Raw genomic sequence first — 16,540 nt, 5'->3', positions numbered from 1 at the left:
CGGTTTTTGCTCACTATCTCTCTATTACAGAGAAGCAGTGAAGGTACGGGTGATGACGTCTTGCTGTTGCTCTTTGGTCAAAGAGTTGAAGCGAACGGCATAACCGGATACGCGGATGGTCAACTGCGGATATTTCTCCGGGTTTTCCATGGCGTCCAGCAGCATTTCACGGTTCATCACGTTAACGTTCAGGTGCTGACCACCCTCTACGTTGGATTCGTGGTGGAAGTAACCGTCCATCAGGCCAGCCAGGTTGGCTTTCTGGGCTTCCATATCTTTACCCAGTGCGTTCGGCACGATGGAGAAGGTATAGGAGATACCATCTTTAGCGTAAGCGAACGGCAGCTTGGCTACGGAAGTCAGGGAAGCAACAGCACCTTTCTGGTCACGACCGTGCATCGGGTTTGCACCCGGGCCGAACGGAGCACCAGCACGACGGCCATCCGGGGTGTTACCGGTCTTCTTGCCATATACCACGTTGGAGGTGATGGTCAGAACAGACTGGGTAGCAACAGCACCACGGTAGGTGTTCAGCTTCTGAATCTTCTTCATGAAGCGCTCAACCAGGTCACAGGCGATATCATCGACGCGAGCGTCGTTGTTACCGAACTGCGGGTATTCGCCTTCGATTTCGAAGTCGATGGCAACGCCATCTTCGTCACGAATCGGCTTGACCTTGGCGTACTTGATGGCAGACAGGGAGTCAGCGGCTACAGACAGACCAGCGATACCACACGCCATGGTGCGATATACGTCACGGTCGTGCAGCGCCATCAGAGAGGCTTCGTAGCTGTACTTGTCGTGCATGTAGTGGATGATGTTCAGCGCAGCAACGTATTGCTTGGCCAGCCAATCCATGAAGTGGTCCAGACGATCCATCACGTCGTTGTAGTCGAGGTACTCGGACTTGACCATCTCGGTTTTCGGACCGACCTGGATCTTGAGCTTCTCGTCCATACCACCGTTGATTGCATACAGCATGGTCTTGGCCAGGTTGGCACGAGCACCGAAGAACTGCATCTGCTTACCAACGATCATCGGGGATACACAGCAAGCGATGGCGTAGTCATCGTTGTTGAAATCCGGACGCATCAGATCGTCGTTCTCGTACTGAACGGAAGAGGTCTCGATGGATACCTTGGCACAGTACTTTTTGAAACCGACCGGCAGCTTCTCGGACCACAGGATGGTCAGGTTCGGCTCAGGGGACGGGCCCATGGTGTACAGGGTGTTCAGCATACGGAAGCTGTTCTTGGTGACCAGAGTACGGCCATCAACGCCCATACCAGCCAGGGTCTCGGTCGCCCACATCGGGTCGCCGGAGAACAGTGAATCGTATTCCGGAGTACGCAGGAAGCGAACCATACGCAGCTTCATGACCATGTGGTCCATCAGCTCCTGGGCTTCTTGCTCGGTGATCAGGCCTTTTTGCAGGTCACGCTCGATGTAGATATCCAGGAAGCTGGAGGTACGACCGAAGGACATGGCTGCACCGTTCTGGGACTTGACTGCCGCCAGGTAGGCGAAGTAGGTCCACTGTACGGCTTCTTTAGCGTTCTTGGCCGGTACGGAGATATCGCAACCGTACTTGGCAGCCATCACCTTCATCTGTGCCAGGGCACGGTGCTGCTCGGAGATCTCTTCGCGCAGACGGATGGTGGCTTCCAGGTTGACGCCGTTTTCCAGGTCAGCTTGCAGGGACTTGAACTGGGCCAGTTTGTCGGCCATCAGGAAGTCAACACCGTACAGAGCAACACGACGGTAGTCACCGATGATACGGCCACGGCCGTAGGCATCCGGCAGACCGGTGATAACACCAGACTTACGGCAGTTCAGGATGTCTTTGGTGTAAACGTCAAACACGCCCTGGTTGTGAGTCTTGCGGTATTCAGTGAAGATCTTCTCGACCATCGGGTCCAGTTGACGACCGTACACTTCGCAAGAAGTTTTAACCATCTTGATACCGCCGTTGGCGATGATGGCGCGCTTCAGCGGCTTGTCAGTCTGCAGACCAACGATCTGCTCCAGGCTCTGATCGATATAACCGGCATCGTGTGCGGTAATGGTGGAGGGCAGGTCAGTATCAAAATCAACCGGCGCATGAGTGCGGTTCTCGATTTTGATCCCTTCCATGACCTTGTCCCACAGCTTGGTGGTCGCTTCGGTCGCGCCAGCCAGGAAGGACTCGTCACCTTCATACGGGGTGTAGTTCTTCTGGATGAAGTCACGGGTGTTGACAGAGGTCTGCCATTCACCGGCCGCGAAGCCTTCCCATGCTTTTTGGAACTGTTCGTTAAGTTCTGCCATTTTTCATTACCTCACACGGTATTGATGTAGTATCCCGCAATCATCCTTAATGATGACGACGGAAGATAAACCAGTAAGTCAGACCAACCATCACGCCACCACCGATGATATTGCCGATGGTCACGGGGATGAGGTTGTGTAGGACGAAGTTGGATACGGTCAGGTCAGCAAAGGTTGCCGGATCCTGGCCGATGGCCTGCCAAAATTCCGGACTAGCCACGCTGTGGATAGCGATACCAACCGGAATCATAAACATGTTTGCGATGCTGTGCTCGAAACCTGATGCAACGAACATGGCAACCGGCAGCAGCATAACCACTACCTTGTCAGTCGCGCTGCGGGCACCAAAGGCCATCCAGGCAGCAAGACATACCATCAGGTTACAGAGGATACCCAGTGCCACCGCTTCGAAGAAGGTGTGGTGAATTTTGTGTTGGGCCACTTTTAGGGCGTTAAGGCCCCACTGACCGTCTGCGGCCGTGTACTCTGCAGAAACGATGATCAGCGCCACCATCAACAGACCACCAATCAGGTTGCCGAAGTAGACCAGACCCCAGTTCTTGAGCAGCTGAGCCCAGCTGATGCGATTGGCAGCCTTGGCCACCAGCGTCAGGGTGGTGGAGGTGAACAGCTCGGCACCGAGCAGCACACAGAGAATAAGTCCGAGAGAGAAGCAGAGACCGCCCACCAACTTGGCCATACCCCAAGGCATGGAACCGGTTCCGGTCGTCACTGTGATGTAGAAGATAAATGCGATGGCGATGAAAGCGCCTGCAGTAATGGCCAGTGGAATGACCTTGTATGCCGGCTTGGTAGCCTTGGCATAGGTGATGTCTTCAGCCAGTGCAGCGATGGCTTCGGGCTTGAGACAATCGAATGGAGATTCAGCTTTCAATTATTTTCTACCTGAATGTTTTGCCTGTTGAAATCATAACAAAGGGCCAAATAGCCAAAATTGACATTGATCAAGTTTATCAGAGTGCGAATGTAATTTTACTACAAATATTTTAGTACGATGGCTACGCCACTTTACACCAGGTATCAGCTGAAACAGAAATATCACATTTTTAATGCAATGATTTTAAAGAATTTATTCCAGAGCATGGAAATATGGTATTGGCAAGATATCTTTGCAGATCGCCAGCACATCCCCTGCCCTGTCATCAACCCCCTTAGGGGTATTTTTTGTTTTTTATTTCATCTTTGAATAACAATCCCGTGCTTTGCCGCACGATAAACAGAAGGGGCCACACGGCCCCTTCCTTTACAGCAACAATCACGCCCAGTGATGGGCTCGCTTGGCCTTTTGCAGCTTCTCGTAAGCCGCCAGCAGCTTCTGGTGCAGCGGGAACTGGGAGAGGGACAGGTCGGCCGCCTCCAGCCCGTGGAAGCGTGCTTCGCCACTGGCGTTAGCCCATGCCTGTGCCAGCGTCTCTTCGCCATACATGCGAGTGAAGACGGCGCGATACTGCTCCGGATCCCGCTCCTCGTCGAGGAACAACTCGACGCAGGCACGCAGGGCGCGGTAGTAGCTGGCACGCTCGGCAGTAAACACTGACTGGTTGAACTCCATGGTCCAGTCGATGAGATCCAGCGCCGTCTCCAGCTCACCGGCGGCCAGCGCCAGCATGGCTTTCAGCTCGCCAACGCGCAGGGTGTGCAGCGCGGTCCCCTTGGCAGCGGCGATGCCCAGCAGCTCGCGTACACGGGTACGCTCGTCGTGCCCCTCTTCATCCAGTTGATCAAACAACGCCATGTACTGCTCGGCATCCCAATCCAGCGATGGCAGTGCCAGGATCACTTCGCGCAGGTTGGCGCCCATATTGTTGTTGGCCAGCAACAGATCTTCGGCCGGATAGATGTCGGACATGCCGGGCACCAGAATGCGGCAGGCGTAGACACCCAGATGCTCGTAGTCGGCGATATAGACCGGCTGCTCCAGCTCATGGAAGATGCCGATCAGGTGATCGAACTCCTCCTGCGAGGTGCCACGGAAGTCCCAGTCGGCAAACTCGAAGTCCGCATCCTGCTTGAACAGATCCCAGCTGATGAGACCAGAAGAGTCGATGAAGTGGGTCTCGAGGTTGTGGTGATCCGCCACCTGCTCGTTATCGAATGACGGTGGCACGAATACGTCGAGATCCTTGAGACCACGGCCCTGCAGCAGCTCGGTGACGGTCCGCTCGAAGGCCACTTCGAAGCGCGGGTGGGCGCCGAAGGAGGCAAAGCAGGTGCCATTGCTCGGGTTGAGCAGCACCACACAGATGACCGGATAGCGGCCACCCAGGGAAGCATCGAAGCTGTAAATGGGGAAGCCTTCCGCTTCGAGGGCGGCGATGGAGGCGGCAATCCCCGGATAACGGGCAATCACCTCGTCCGGGATCAGCGGCAAGCTGATGGCCTCGGCGATGATCTTGTTCTTCACGTGGCGCTCGAACACTTCGGAGAGCGCTTGAGTGCGCGCTTCGGTCTTGGTATTGCCGGCGCTCATGCCGTTGGAGACATAGAGGTTGCCGATGATGTTCATCGGGATGTAGACGGTCTCGTGATCGGACTGACGCTCGAACGGCAGCGCGACGATACCGCGCTCTTCGTTGTTTGACTGCAGATCCACCAGCATGTCGGCGGTCACTTCACCATCCGGGTTGTAAAACTTGCGGGTGAAGCTGTCGAGCAGACCGGCCGGGAACTGGTCACCCTCGATGGGGAACCACTTCTCGTTCGGGTAGTGAACGAAATCGCCGTTGGCGACCTGCTCGCCCAGATAGAAGTCGGCGAAGAAGTAGTTGGTGGAGAGACGCTCGAAATATTCGCCAAGGGCAGACGCGAGGGCCGCCTTCTTGCTGGCACCCTTGCCGTTGGTAAAGCAGAGGGCGCACTCTTTGTCGCGAATATGCACCGACCAGACGTTCGGCACGGGGTTGAGCCAGGAGGCCTCTTCAATATCAAAGCCCAAGGCTTGCAGCTTGGTCTGGAAGCGTTCGATGGAGTCTTCCAGCGCCGCGTCCTTGCCGGGAATAAAAGTGTGGTCAGTCATCACGATATCCTGATTTTTATTGGCTCATGTTCGGCCGCAGATAATAGCAGGGGTCGGCGGCTTTGGCAGGACAAAAATCAGTAAACAGGGATGAGTCGCACGGTGAGAAACCGGCTTGCCCCCTCTTCCCCCGCCACAAACAGCGTGGGCCCGGGGATTGCCTGGACCCGCTGGTTACGCGACGCGATAAACCGTCAGAGCTGCTTGCCCTGGCTCGCAATCACCTGGCTATACCAGTGGAAGCTCGCCTTCTTGATCCGGCGAAGGGAGCCCCCCTGCTCGTCACGCTCCACATAGACGAAGCCGTAACGCTTCTGGTAGCCGTTGAGCCAGCTCAGGATGTCGGTGAACGACCAGGCGCAGTAGCCGAGCAATTCGACCCCATCCTGCATCGCCTCCTGGCACGCCTTGACGTGGCTGCGCAGGTAATCGATGCGGTACACATCGTTCACCTTGTCGCCCGCCTCCAGCTTGTCGAACTCGCCAAGGCCGTTCTCGGTGATCATCAGCGGCAGACCATAGCGGGAAGAGAGGCGACGCAGGGCGATACGCATACCGGTCGGATCGATGGCCCAGTCCCAGTTACTGGTCTCAAGGTGCGGATTGGGCGCCGTCTTGTAGAGGCCGGGGATGCCGCTGGACGGCGTAGTTCCCTTCTTGCCGGTGGTGTTGATCCGCTGCAGGGTCTGACCGCCCAAGGGGTTATCTGTGTAGGTCAGGGTGTAGTAGTAGTTGACGCCGATGTAGTCGGGCGTCCCCTCGCGCAGCAGCTCCATATCGCCCGGCAGGATCTCCGGGGCCTCGCCGTTTTCTCGCAAGTAAGCGAGCGCCGCCTGCGGATAGCGGCCAAAGCAGTAGGCATCCAGCCACCAGAGGTTGTTGAACTCCTCGGCGTTCTCATAGGCCAGCATATCTTTCGGGTCGCACGACGCCGGATAGGCAGGGGAGTAGGCAAAGCTCGGGCCGATGAGGCCATTTGGCACATGCTGGCGAAACGCCTTGATCACCCGGGCGTTGGCCAGAAACGCGATATGGTTGGCGGCAAAGAAGCGCTTGCGATCCTGCACAGCCGGCGGATGGGTGCCGAGCTGATAGGCGTTGGTCAGGTTGTAGTTCTGCTCGTTAAGCGACACCCAGTACTTCACCTTGCCGGCAAAACGCTGATAGAGGGTCACGCAGTAGCGCTCGAAATCCTCGATAATGCGTCGGTCTTCCCAACCGCCGTACTCATCCTGCAGCGCCTGCGGCAGATCCCAGTGATAAAGGGTCAGCACCGGTTCGATCTGGTGGGCCAAGAGGGTGTCGATCAGCTTCTCGTAGAAGGCCAGACCCGCCTCGTTCACCTCCCCCCGACCGGTGGGATAGATGCGCGGCCAGCTCACCGAGAAGCGGTAAGCCTTGAGCCCCATCTCGGCCATCAGCGCCACGTCCTCTTCCATACGGTGGTAGTGATCCACCGCCACATCGCCGTTACTCCCCTCAAAGGTCTTGCCCGGCAGCTTGGTGAAGAGATCCCACACCGAGGGCCCCTTGCCATCGGCATTCCAGCCCCCCTCCACCTGATAGGCAGCGGAGGCGGCGCCCCACAGAAAATCGCTCGGGAAGTCGTTGAACTTGTGGTGATGCATCTGGTGTTGCTCCTTCTGCGCTGATGGTGTCAGCCATCTCTGATAACTCGGCGCCCCCTGTCTGGGCATCCGAAATGAATTGGCATAAGCATCCTTCACTTCTAAAATTCCGTCCAATGACAAATTTGATCATTCAACATTCCCAACAGGAATGAAAGGAGCCCTGATGGAGCTACGGGATCTGAAAGCCTTCGTCACTCTGGGGGAGGTGCTGCACTTCGGCCAGGCGGCGGTGCGTCAGCACGTTACCCAGTCGGCCCTGAGCAAACAGATAAGGCGGCTGGAGGAGGAGCTGGGCGGCGAGCTGTTCGAGCGCAACGCCAGTACCACTCGCCTCACCGGACTGGGCAGGGCGCTGTATGAGGATGCCCGCGCAGTGGTCATCCAGAGCGAGCAGCTCTCGCGCACCGCCCGCGACGTGCTGGCGGGCAATGTCGGCACCCTGCGCATCGGCTTTGGCGTGGCCACCAAGATCCTGGTGCCCGCCGCCATCGCCCGCTTTCGCGCCGAGCGGCCGCAGGTGACCATCGAGCTCAACGATCTCTCCACCCACCACCAGTTGCTGGCGCTCAGTGAAGGCAAGCTGGATCTCGGCTTTTGCCGCATGCCCGCCCCCAAGGGGTGGCACGCCCTGCCGGTAGTCGAAGCCCACTTTGTCGCCGTACTGCCCGCCAGCTACCGCGATGTGAGGGAGTTGGCGGATCTGGTGGACAAGCCGCTGGCGATCCTGCGTCGTGACAAGGCCCCGTCCTTTTACGATCACCTGATGAACTATCTGGCCCAGAGCGGGCTGCGTTTTCGCGATATCCAGTACGTCAACGACTTCGCCGCCGGTGTTGCCACCGCGGCGGCAGAGATCGCCTGGACCCTGGTGCCCTCCTCCACCACCATAGAGCACCCGGATGTGCTCACCCTCCCCTTGAGAGACGGGGAAGCCTGCTGGACCATTGGCCTTATCCGTCCGCCCCACAGCAAGGGGCCCTTGATCGATGCCTTCTGGGCAACCATCGCCGATATGACGCCAAGATAGACACGCCGTTGGCAAACAGCAGATGGCGGCCGCGCATCAACGATAGCGTTCGACGATACGCGCCAACTCGCCGCTTTGTCGCAGCTGTTGCAGGGCACGGTTGAACTCGGTTATCCGGGTATTGAAGCGGGAGTGCTTGCCGATGCAGAGATTGAACGGGGTAGAGGCAAGCTGCAGCGGCACCTCGACCACCTGCCCAGACAATCCCAGCTGATTGAGTTTGAAACGTGCCACCAGTGGGTCGGTCACCATCAGATCCCCCCGACCCGCCGCCAGCATTTTGAAAACATTATCGACATTGATGGTGTGATGAACGGTGAAGCCCGCCAGGTTCTCCTTGCCCCAGCCGTTACCGAAATAGTCGAGAAAGGTAAGTGATTTGAAGTCGCTCAAGCGGCTGGCACGCTGAAAATCGCTCATCCGGGGGTGGCCAAGCCGGGTAAATACCGTCAAAACCGTCGTGGTAACGGGCTCCTCCACCACCAATGTGTAAGAGCGGCGCTCCCGGGTGGCGATGGTGACAAAGCCATCGGCCTGCGCCATCCGCACCAGTTTTTGCGCCCGTTGCCACGGATAACCTTCATGGCGCACCCGCAGCCCCATCTGCGCTGCCACCCGATCCATCACGTCTATCATCAGCCCGCGCATCCTGCCCTGTTCGTCACGCCACGAATATGGGGCAAAGTCGTCAAAGTAGACCATCTTCAACTCGGCCGCTGGCGCCGCCCATGCACTCTGCCACATCAGCAATCCCCACAGGATTGCGCTCCCCAGACTGACTCTCATGGCCGCGACTCCATCCACTTCTGCCAACTCTGAGCCTAGTGCAAAGCGGGCTGCGGCAAGGTTCAGGATCCAGTGGAAAAGTGGCCAACGAAAAAAGAGAGAGGAAGCAATGGCTTCCCCTCTCTCGTTCGTTTGTCAGCACGCCACCTTACCGATGGCGGTCACGGCTAGCCGGTTACGCCAGCTCGGCCCGCAGCGCCCTGGTGGCATCGACCATCACCTTGAGGGCGGCCTCAGTCTCTTCCCAGCCCCGGGTCTTGAGGCCGCAATCCGGGTTGACCCAGAGCCGCTCGGCCGGGATCTGCTTGGCCGCCTTGCGCAGCAACCCCTCAATCCAGCTCTGGCTCGGCACGTTCGGCGAGTGGATGTCGTAGACGCCCGGGCCAATCTCGTTGGGGTAGTTGAAGCGTTCGAACGCTTCGAGCAGCTGCATCTGGCTGCGGCTGGTCTCGATGGTGATCACATCCGCATCCAGCGCCGCCACCGCCTCGATGATGAGGTTGAAATCGCTGTAACACATGTGGGTGTGGATCTGGGTGCGGTCCGCCACCGGGCTTGCGCTCAGACGGAAGGCGCGCACCGCCCAGTCGAGATAGGCCTGATGATCCTGCTTGCGCAGGGGCAAGCCTTCGCGGATCGCCGGTTCGTCGATCTGGATGATCTTGATGCCAGCGGCTTCCAGATCTGCCACCTCGTCACGAATGGCCAGCCCGATTTGCAGGGCAGATTGCTCGCGGCTCACATCTTCCCGCGGGAAGGACCAGCAGAGGATGGTCACAGGGCCGGTCAGCATCCCCTTGACCGGCTTGTCGGTCAGGCTCTGGGCAAATCGGGTCCATTCGAGCGTCATGGGAGTCGGGCGGTCAATATCGCGGGTGATCACCGGCGGCTTGACGCAGCGGGAGCCATAGCTCTGTACCCAGCCGAAGCGGGTGATGGCAAAGCCATCCAGCAGCTCCCCGAAATACTCCACCATGTCGTTGCGCTCGGCCTCACCATGAACCAGCACGTCCAGCCCGATGGCCTCCTGACGCGCAATGGCATCGCGGATCTCGGCCTTTATGCCCGCCTCGTAGGCGCTGTCATCGATGCGACCGGCGCGCCAATCCTGCCGCAACACCCGGATCTGCGAGGTCTGCGGGAAGGAGCCGATGGTGGTAGTGGGCAGCAGCGGCAGCTTGAGATCCGAGCGCTGCAGCTCGGCCCTGACCGGATAGGGGCTGTGGCGATCAAAATCGCTGTTGGTGAGGCTGGCGAGCCGTGACTGCACCGCTTTTTTGTGCACCCGGCTGTCGGACTCCCGATCCACGATGGGCTGGCTGTAGGCGGTGATTTTGTCGAGCTCGCCCCCATCCAGATACTCTCTGAGCAGTCCCAGCTCGAAACATTTTTGCAAGGCGAAGGCGAACCAGCTGCGAGTCTGGGGATCCAGCTCCTGCTCCAGGGTCAAATCCACCGGGCTGTGCAGCAATGAGCAGGATGAGGCCACCCAGAGTCGCTCGCCGAGTTTGGCTTTCAGTGCCTTCAGTGTCGGCGCCAGCTTGGCCAGATTGGCACGCCAGACGTTACGGCCGTTGATCACCCCGACTGAGATGACCCACTGGGCGGGCAGATGCGGCACCAGGGTCTCCAGCTGCTCGGGGGCGGCCACCAGATCCAGATGCAGGCCATCTACCTTGAGGCTGGTGATGATGTCGCGCTGATGGGCCACCGAGCCGAAATAGGTGGTGAGCAGCAGCTTGCAAGGGCCCGCAAGGCGCTCGTAGGCGTTGAGATAGGCCAGCCGCCACTCGTCCGGCAGGTCCAGCGTCAGCGCAGGTTCATCGATCTGTACCCACTCCACCCCTTGGGCGGCCAGTTTGGCCAGGATCTCCTGATAGACGATGAGCAGGCGATCGAGCAGTTCAAGGCGGGAGAAGCCGCTCTCTTTCTCCTTGCCGAGCCAGAGGTAGGAGACCGGTCCCAGCAGCACCGCCTTGACCGGCAGCCCCAGAGCTTTGGCCTCTTCGACCTCGTCAAACAGCTGGCTCCAGCCCAGTTTGAAACGCTGATCACGGCTGAACTCCGGCACCAGATAGTGATAGTTGGTGTTGAACCATTTGGTCATCTCGGCGGCGGCCGCCGCCGGGCCGGTCGGCGCACGGCCACGGGCCACCCGGAACAGGGTGTCGAGATCGGTCTCGCCATGGCGGTGGCGGGCAGGCACCGCATCCACCAGCAGGCTGGTACCGAGCACCTGATCGTACCAGGCAAAGTCGCCCACCGGCAGCAGATTGACCCCAGCGCCGTGCTGGGCCTGCCAATGGCGCTCACGCAGCGTCTTGCCCACGGCAACGAGTTCGGCCTGAGTGGTCTCGCCACGCCAGTAGGATTCGAGGGCAAATTTCAGCTCGCGCTTGGCGCCGATACGGGGGAAGCCCAGGGTGTGTGCTCGTGTCATAGGTTCATTTCCTTATGCTCATTCATCTGATGGGAAACTGGATGATTTAGCCATCCAGATGTTTACACATCCAAAATGACAAGATAAGGTGACGCTGACTATTGAATCCTCTTCAAGTGGCTCTCAAATAATCCTCAACTGACCGCCGAACAGGTTCACCGCGAGGATACAGAGGCTGATTTTTACCGGTGCAAGAGGTGCCGCAGTCAAGAAGCGCAGCAGGCCACCGCCGACCGCAACCTCAGCGCCATACGCAATCTCACAAGGAGCCATCTTATGGCAGTGCCAAGCAATGCAGGGATAGAGATCAAACACTTGAAAACATTGACCGCGCTGGCCGAGCAGGGCTCGCTGGCCGGTGCGGCGCTGACCCTCAACCTCACCCAATCCGCCCTCTCCCACCAGCTCAAAGAGCTGGAGACCCGCCTCAATCTGGAGCTTTACCTGCGCAAAAGTCGTCCGCTGGTGCTGACCGCGGCAGGCAGCCAGCTGCTCGCCCTCGCCCGTCAGGTTCTGCCCGCCCTGACCCAGACCGAGAAACAGCTGCAGGCCCTGCAGAGCGGCGATGCGGGCAGGCTGCATCTGGCGCTCGATTGCCACAGTTGCATCCAGTGGCTGTTGCCGCTGTTGCCCGATTTTCGCCGCCAGTGGCCCGGGGTGGACCTGGAGGTGGAGTCGGTGCCGGGCTTTGATGCCATCAATGCCCTGCTAGGCGGCCAGCTCGATCTGCTGCTCACCTCCGATGTGCAGGCCCGGGGCGATCTCCACTTCGAGCCGCTGTTTGCCTTCGATCTGACTCTGGTGATGGCGCCGGATCATCCCCTCTGCCACCAGAGTCGCATCGAGCCGGGAGATCTGGGGCCGGAGGTGCTGCTGGTCTACCCGGTGGAGCGCAGCCGCATGGATATCTTCAGCCGCTTTTTGCAACCCGCCGGGGTGGAGCCCGCCCGCTGCAAGCCGGTGGACAACACCTCGGTGATGCTGCAGATGGCCGCCGCCGGCCTCGGGGTTGCCGCCTTGCCGCGCTGGGCCAGCGACGAGTTTGTCAGACAGGGGATGCTCTGCGCCCGCCCCCTCGGCAGTGGTATTCGTCGCCATATGTACGGCGCGGTGCGGGCCGCCGATCGGGATCAAGCCTGCCTGCAGAGCCTGTTCGAGCGCATTCGCCGCAAGATGGAGGGATAGCTCTCCTCAGCGTGGCTGACCGACCTCTGCCAGCAGTGCAGGCAACTGCACCTTGATAAAGTCGATGAGGGCCCTGACCGCCGGTGACAGACCGCGCCGCGCGGGATAGAGCATCACCAGTTTGCCATCTTTGGGACGCCACTCGGGCAGCAGTTGTTGCAGCCGCCCATCCGCCAGCTCATTGACGCAGGCGTAAAGTGGCAAGCCCACCATCCCGAGCCCCGCCAGCGCCGCCTGTTTGAGGGTTTGCACATTGTCGCTGCGCAGCAACACATTGACCGCCACCTCCTCACTCTCCCCGCTATCGTGCCGCAGCCGCAACAGATCGGCCTGACGCTCCAGCGAGCTGAAAAGCAGGGCATCCTCTCCTTCCAGCTGCCGTGGATGCGCCAGCGCATTGTGGCGCGAGAGCCACGCCGGGGTCGCCAGCACGCCCCACTGCACCGTACAGAGCGGCACCTGCACCAGACTGGAGGGGGGCTGCTCGAAGGCCACCCCGCGGATCACCACATCCAGCCCCTCCTCCAGCAGATCCACCTGCCGATTGCTGGCTTGCACGGCGAGCCTCACCTTGGGGTATTGCACCATAAACGCGGGCAGCAAGCGGGCGAGCAGCGCATCGGCGATGGTAATGGGTACGCTGATCCGTAACAGACCGCTCGGCTCCTGCTGCCGTTGCCGCACAGCCGCCTCTCCCGCCTGCGCTTCGGCCAGCATCGCCTGACAGTGGCGATAGAGCACCTCACCGGCATCGGTCAGGCTGAGTTGGCGCGAGGTACGTTGCAGCAGCCGGGTATCCAGCCGCTCCTCCAGCAGCCGGATCCGGCGCGAGATCCGCGACTTGGGCACGCCAAGCGCCCGCGCGGCGGCAGTGAATCCCTGTCGCTGCACCACATGGGTGAAGAGATAGAGATCATTCAAATCAAGTTCCAGTGGTGTCATCGGGCAGCCTTGGTCAGGGTGAGGTGGATTCATATCGTTCCACCAATAGAACGATAAGAACCTATTTCACCAGATTGTCGCCATTTTTGCAGCCATCATAATGGCCCTGTCCCCATCAGACGGTTGCTGCGCGGGCAATCCGCCCCACCAGCAAGGGCCGTTTGACTGTTCCGATATCACAAGGAGTTCACCATGAAACTGCGACAAATCTGCTCTGCCACCCTGCTCGGTCTGGCGACCCTGGCCGCCACGCTGGCCACCACAGCGACACCGGCCATGGCCGCCGAGGCTGCCAGCCATCCGACTGTATCACCCAACCGCTATCTGGAGATGCTCTCCCGAGACAATGCGGTACTGCTGCTGGTCGACCATCAGGTCGGCTTGCTGAGCGGTGTGCGCGACACCACGGTGGGCGAACTCAAGCACAACGTGGTGGCGCTGGCCAACGCCGCCCGCGCCCTCGGCGTGCCGGTGATCGTGACCGCGACCATGCCCGATGGCATGTGGGGCCCCACCATGCCCGAACTGACCAGCGCCCTGCCGGATGTGAAGGTGATCAACCGCACCGTCATCAACGCCTGGGACGATCCTGCCGTTCGCGCCGCCATTGAGAAGACCGGCCGCAAACAGCTGATCATCGCCGGGGTATCCCTCGAGATCTGCGCCAGCTTCCCGGCCCTCTCTGCCAAGGCTGCCGGCTATGATGCCCGGGTGGTGCTCGATGCCTCCGGCACCTTCAACGAAGCCAAGCGCACCACGGGTCTGCAACGCTTGCTGGGAGCCGGTATCCCGGTCACCGACTACGCCTCTGCCGCGGTCGAGATGCTGCGCAGCAACGTCGACCCCAAGGCGCACGATGTCTACAGCGCCCTCGACATGCCTTTCGCCACCCTGGTGTGGCAGATGCAAGAGGGTGCCAAGAAGTCGTAACTCGCCCCGCCTTCGGTCAGATGACCGAAGGCTTCTTTTGTCTTCAAGAGGTTATATCGATGACCAGACGCCTGACTCTCTCCGCCCCCGTCAAGGGCCAACCGCTGCGCATTGGCAGCGGCTTTGCAGCCAGCCATTTTGGCGAACACTTTTTCAACGGTCTGATAGACCCCGTGGTGATGGTGGATCACTTCCAGATGACCGCCCCCACCTTCGAGCCCCATCCCCACGCTGGGATCTCTGCCGTCACCTATCTGTTTGAGGATTCGACGAGCCCCCACGTCAACTACGACTCCCTCGGCAATCAGGGCCCCATCGAACCGGGCGCGCTCCACTGGCTGGTGGCCGGGCGCGGGGCCGTGCATACCGAGCAGCCGGAAGGGGCATCCCCCTATGTCCACGCCCTGCAGATCTTCGTCAACCTGCCTGCCCGTCAAAAGATGATGTCGCCTTTTGCCGTCCACGCAGCCGCTGCCACCATCCCCGAATTTCATGGCAAAGGGGTGCGAGTACGGGTGGTCGCAGGTCACAGCAACGGCATAACGGCGCCACACTCGGCAGCGCTGCCCCAACCCTTTACCCTGCTCGATGGCAATAGCGAGCCAGGTAGCCGCTTCACCCATCTGCTGGCGACAGGCTGGAATGCGATGATCTATCCCCTGACCGGATCGCTGACCCTGCAGGCGGAGGGAGAGCGGCACCTCATCCCGGCAGGTCACGGGATGGCAGTCAGCCTCCCTGCCGAGGGCGGCGAGGCGGTGGCTCTGCAGCTTGAGGCCACCGAGCCCTGCCACTTCGTGCTGCTCTCAGGCCAGGCGCTCAATGAACCCCTGGTCAAACATGGCCCCTTCGTCATGAACAGCCACGACGCCATTGCAGATCGGCTGCATGCCTATCAGCGCGGCGAATTTGGCCAGCTCAACGATGAGTGGCTGCACAACGGCCAATATCGACCATGAACACACTCGCTGGCCACCAGCCACAAAGCACGCGCTGGCCTCTGGTCTTTCTCGCCATTTTTGCCGGTGCCAGCGGCGCCCTCTGCCTTGGTAAAGTGCCCGCCGTGCTCGGCATACTGCGCAGCGAGCTGGGGCTGACACTGGTTGAAGCCAGCTATCTCGCCTCGGCTTTCAATACGCTGGCTATCCTCTGCAGCCTCTTTCTCGGCCTGTTGCTGACCCGCTGGAGTGGGCGGCAAACCGGGGTTGTCGGGCTGCTAGTTATCGTGGCAGGCGGGGCGTTGGCACTGCCCGCCACCGGGCTGGCCATGATGCTGCTGTCGCGCATTGTCGAGGGGATTGGCTTTTTGCTGGTCTCGGTGGCCATGCCCGCCTTTATCGTGGCGGTGACCCGGGAGGAGGATAAACGACTGGCCCTGAGCCTGTGGGCGGTCAACCTGCCCCTTGGTGCGGCGGCCGGCATGCTGCTCACCCCCTGGCTCACGGCGCAAGGTGGCTGGCGACTGGCCTGGCTGATCCTGATGGCTCTGCAACTCTCGGCCCTGCTGCTTCTGCTCGCCAGTCGCTCGGCAGATAAACTGCGGGTCGGGGCCCCCCAAAACTCGATCAACTCGGGCCACCCGCTGCGCCAACTCACGGTGCTCCGGCAGAAGGCACTCTGGCGCTACGGGTTGGCGTTCACGCTCTACAGCCTGATGCTATGGGCGCTCTTTGTCTGGCTGCCAACCATGTTGCAAGGCACTCCCGGGATTGGCCAAAGCCAGATCGCTCTGCTCTCGGCGCTGGCGGTGGTCGCCAATATTCCCGGCAACCTGATGGGGGCATGGCTGCTGCGCCGGGGCGTGGCACGAGATCGGCTCATCAGCTGGGCACTGAGCCTGATGGCGCTGTGCGGCATGCTCGCCTTCTGGCCCGGCCTGTCGCCGTGGTGGGCCTATGGATTGTGCCTCGTCCTCTCCCTTTCGGGTGGCATGGCGCCGCCGGCGCTCCTCTCGTCTGCGCAGGGAGTGAGTCAGGGGCCGGTGCGACTGGCCATCGTGCAGGGCTTTTTTGTCCAGCTCGCCAACCTCGGTCAGCTGCTTGGCCCCCTGTTGCTGGCGGCCCTGATGACGGACAACGGCCAATGGGGGAACGCTCGCTGGCTCTTTCTGGGAGGCTTGCTGCTGGTCGCGCTGCTCTATGCCGCGGGCCACCTGCCGAACTCAAGTGCGACCGCAAAACAGGCTCGATCGCATTCGCGGCATGATGGAAGATGACGAATAGAGAGGGAAACATCACAGTTATCGCAGGGAGTAC

General features: G+C 60.2%; 12 protein-coding genes. 5 read left to right on the top strand and 7 right to left on the bottom strand.

The genetic code is table 11. The features are described from left to right. Positions 1 to 24: 24 nt before the first annotated feature. The 4 genes from pflB to ACB035_RS02585 all read right to left on the bottom strand — a co-directional run bounded on the left by pflB (position 25) and on the right by ACB035_RS02585 (position 6,972). On the bottom strand, positions 25 to 2,307 hold the full coding sequence (pflB, locus tag ACB035_RS02600) for a formate C-acetyltransferase (RefSeq protein WP_005352571.1): 2,283 nt from the start codon (positions 2,305 to 2,307) through the stop codon (positions 25 to 27). Between the two features lie 46 nt (positions 2,308 to 2,353). Then, positions 2,354 to 3,202, bottom strand: a complete 849-nt coding sequence (gene focA / locus ACB035_RS02595) for a formate transporter FocA (RefSeq protein WP_005333620.1) — start codon at positions 3,200 to 3,202, stop codon at positions 2,354 to 2,356. Positions 3,203 to 3,583: 381 nt separating this feature from the next. Beyond that, positions 3,584 to 5,344, bottom strand: a complete 1,761-nt coding sequence (gene ycaO / locus ACB035_RS02590) for a 30S ribosomal protein S12 methylthiotransferase accessory factor YcaO (protein ID WP_064335887.1) — start codon at positions 5,342 to 5,344, stop codon at positions 3,584 to 3,586. Positions 5,345 to 5,538: 194 nt separating this feature from the next. After that, entirely contained in the window at positions 5,539 to 6,972 is a 1,434-nt protein-coding gene (locus ACB035_RS02585) for a glycoside hydrolase family 1 protein (RefSeq protein ID WP_158109222.1), read from the bottom strand. A gap of 166 nt (positions 6,973 to 7,138) precedes the next feature. Between ACB035_RS02585 and ACB035_RS02580 the strand changes: the two genes are divergently transcribed. Next, positions 7,139 to 8,002 (top strand): LysR family transcriptional regulator, encoded by an 864-nt coding sequence (locus ACB035_RS02580; RefSeq protein ID WP_111900620.1) that lies wholly within the window; start codon positions 7,139 to 7,141, stop codon positions 8,000 to 8,002. A gap of 36 nt (positions 8,003 to 8,038) precedes the next feature. On the opposite strand, the gene ACB035_RS02575 is transcribed toward ACB035_RS02580, so the two are convergent. Together ACB035_RS02575 and metE are read right to left on the bottom strand one after the other, a co-directional pair. Next, positions 8,039 to 8,788, bottom strand: a complete 750-nt coding sequence (locus ACB035_RS02575) for an ABC transporter substrate-binding protein (RefSeq protein ID WP_120414108.1) — start codon at positions 8,786 to 8,788, stop codon at positions 8,039 to 8,041. A gap of 175 nt (positions 8,789 to 8,963) precedes the next feature. Then, positions 8,964 to 11,228: a 5-methyltetrahydropteroyltriglutamate--homocysteine S-methyltransferase gene (metE, locus tag ACB035_RS02570; RefSeq protein WP_371166599.1), complete on the bottom strand. Its 2,265-nt coding sequence runs from the start codon at positions 11,226 to 11,228 to the stop codon at positions 8,964 to 8,966. Between the two features lie 276 nt (positions 11,229 to 11,504). Between metE and ACB035_RS02565 the strand changes: the two genes are divergently transcribed. Then, complete coding sequence (locus ACB035_RS02565; RefSeq protein ID WP_371166598.1) at positions 11,505 to 12,413, top strand: LysR substrate-binding domain-containing protein; 909 nt, start codon at positions 11,505 to 11,507, stop codon at positions 12,411 to 12,413. A gap of 6 nt (positions 12,414 to 12,419) precedes the next feature. On the opposite strand, the gene ACB035_RS02560 is transcribed toward ACB035_RS02565, so the two are convergent. Further along, positions 12,420 to 13,355 (bottom strand): LysR substrate-binding domain-containing protein, encoded by a 936-nt coding sequence (locus tag ACB035_RS02560; protein WP_371166597.1) that lies wholly within the window; start codon positions 13,353 to 13,355, stop codon positions 12,420 to 12,422. A gap of 192 nt (positions 13,356 to 13,547) precedes the next feature. Between ACB035_RS02560 and ACB035_RS02555 the strand changes: the two genes are divergently transcribed. From ACB035_RS02555 to ACB035_RS02545, 3 genes are read left to right on the top strand one after another with little or no spacing between them, the layout of a single operon-like run. Continuing rightward, positions 13,548 to 14,285, top strand: coding sequence for an isochorismatase family protein (locus tag ACB035_RS02555; protein WP_139731006.1), 738 nt, complete (start codon positions 13,548 to 13,550; stop codon positions 14,283 to 14,285). 59 nt (positions 14,286 to 14,344) lie between these two features. Continuing rightward, positions 14,345 to 15,244 carry a pirin family protein gene (locus ACB035_RS02550; RefSeq protein ID WP_371166596.1) on the top strand — a complete coding sequence of 300 codons (900 nt, stop codon included), beginning with the start codon at positions 14,345 to 14,347 and terminating at the stop codon, positions 15,242 to 15,244. Continuing rightward, a complete protein-coding gene (locus tag ACB035_RS02545; protein WP_236396912.1) occupies positions 15,241 to 16,500 on the top strand; it encodes a CynX/NimT family MFS transporter in 1,260 nt (419 codons plus the stop codon). Before ACB035_RS02550 ends, ACB035_RS02545 begins: the two co-directional genes overlap by 4 nt. Positions 16,501 to 16,540: the final 40 nt, after the last annotated feature.

This window comes from Aeromonas sp. S12(2024) (assembly GCF_041402305.1).
Classification (GTDB): Bacteria; Pseudomonadota; Gammaproteobacteria; order Enterobacterales; family Aeromonadaceae; genus Aeromonas; species Aeromonas veronii.
The sequence above is the reverse complement of the archived record's forward strand: the minus strand, read 5'-3'. Positions and strand labels throughout refer to the sequence as shown.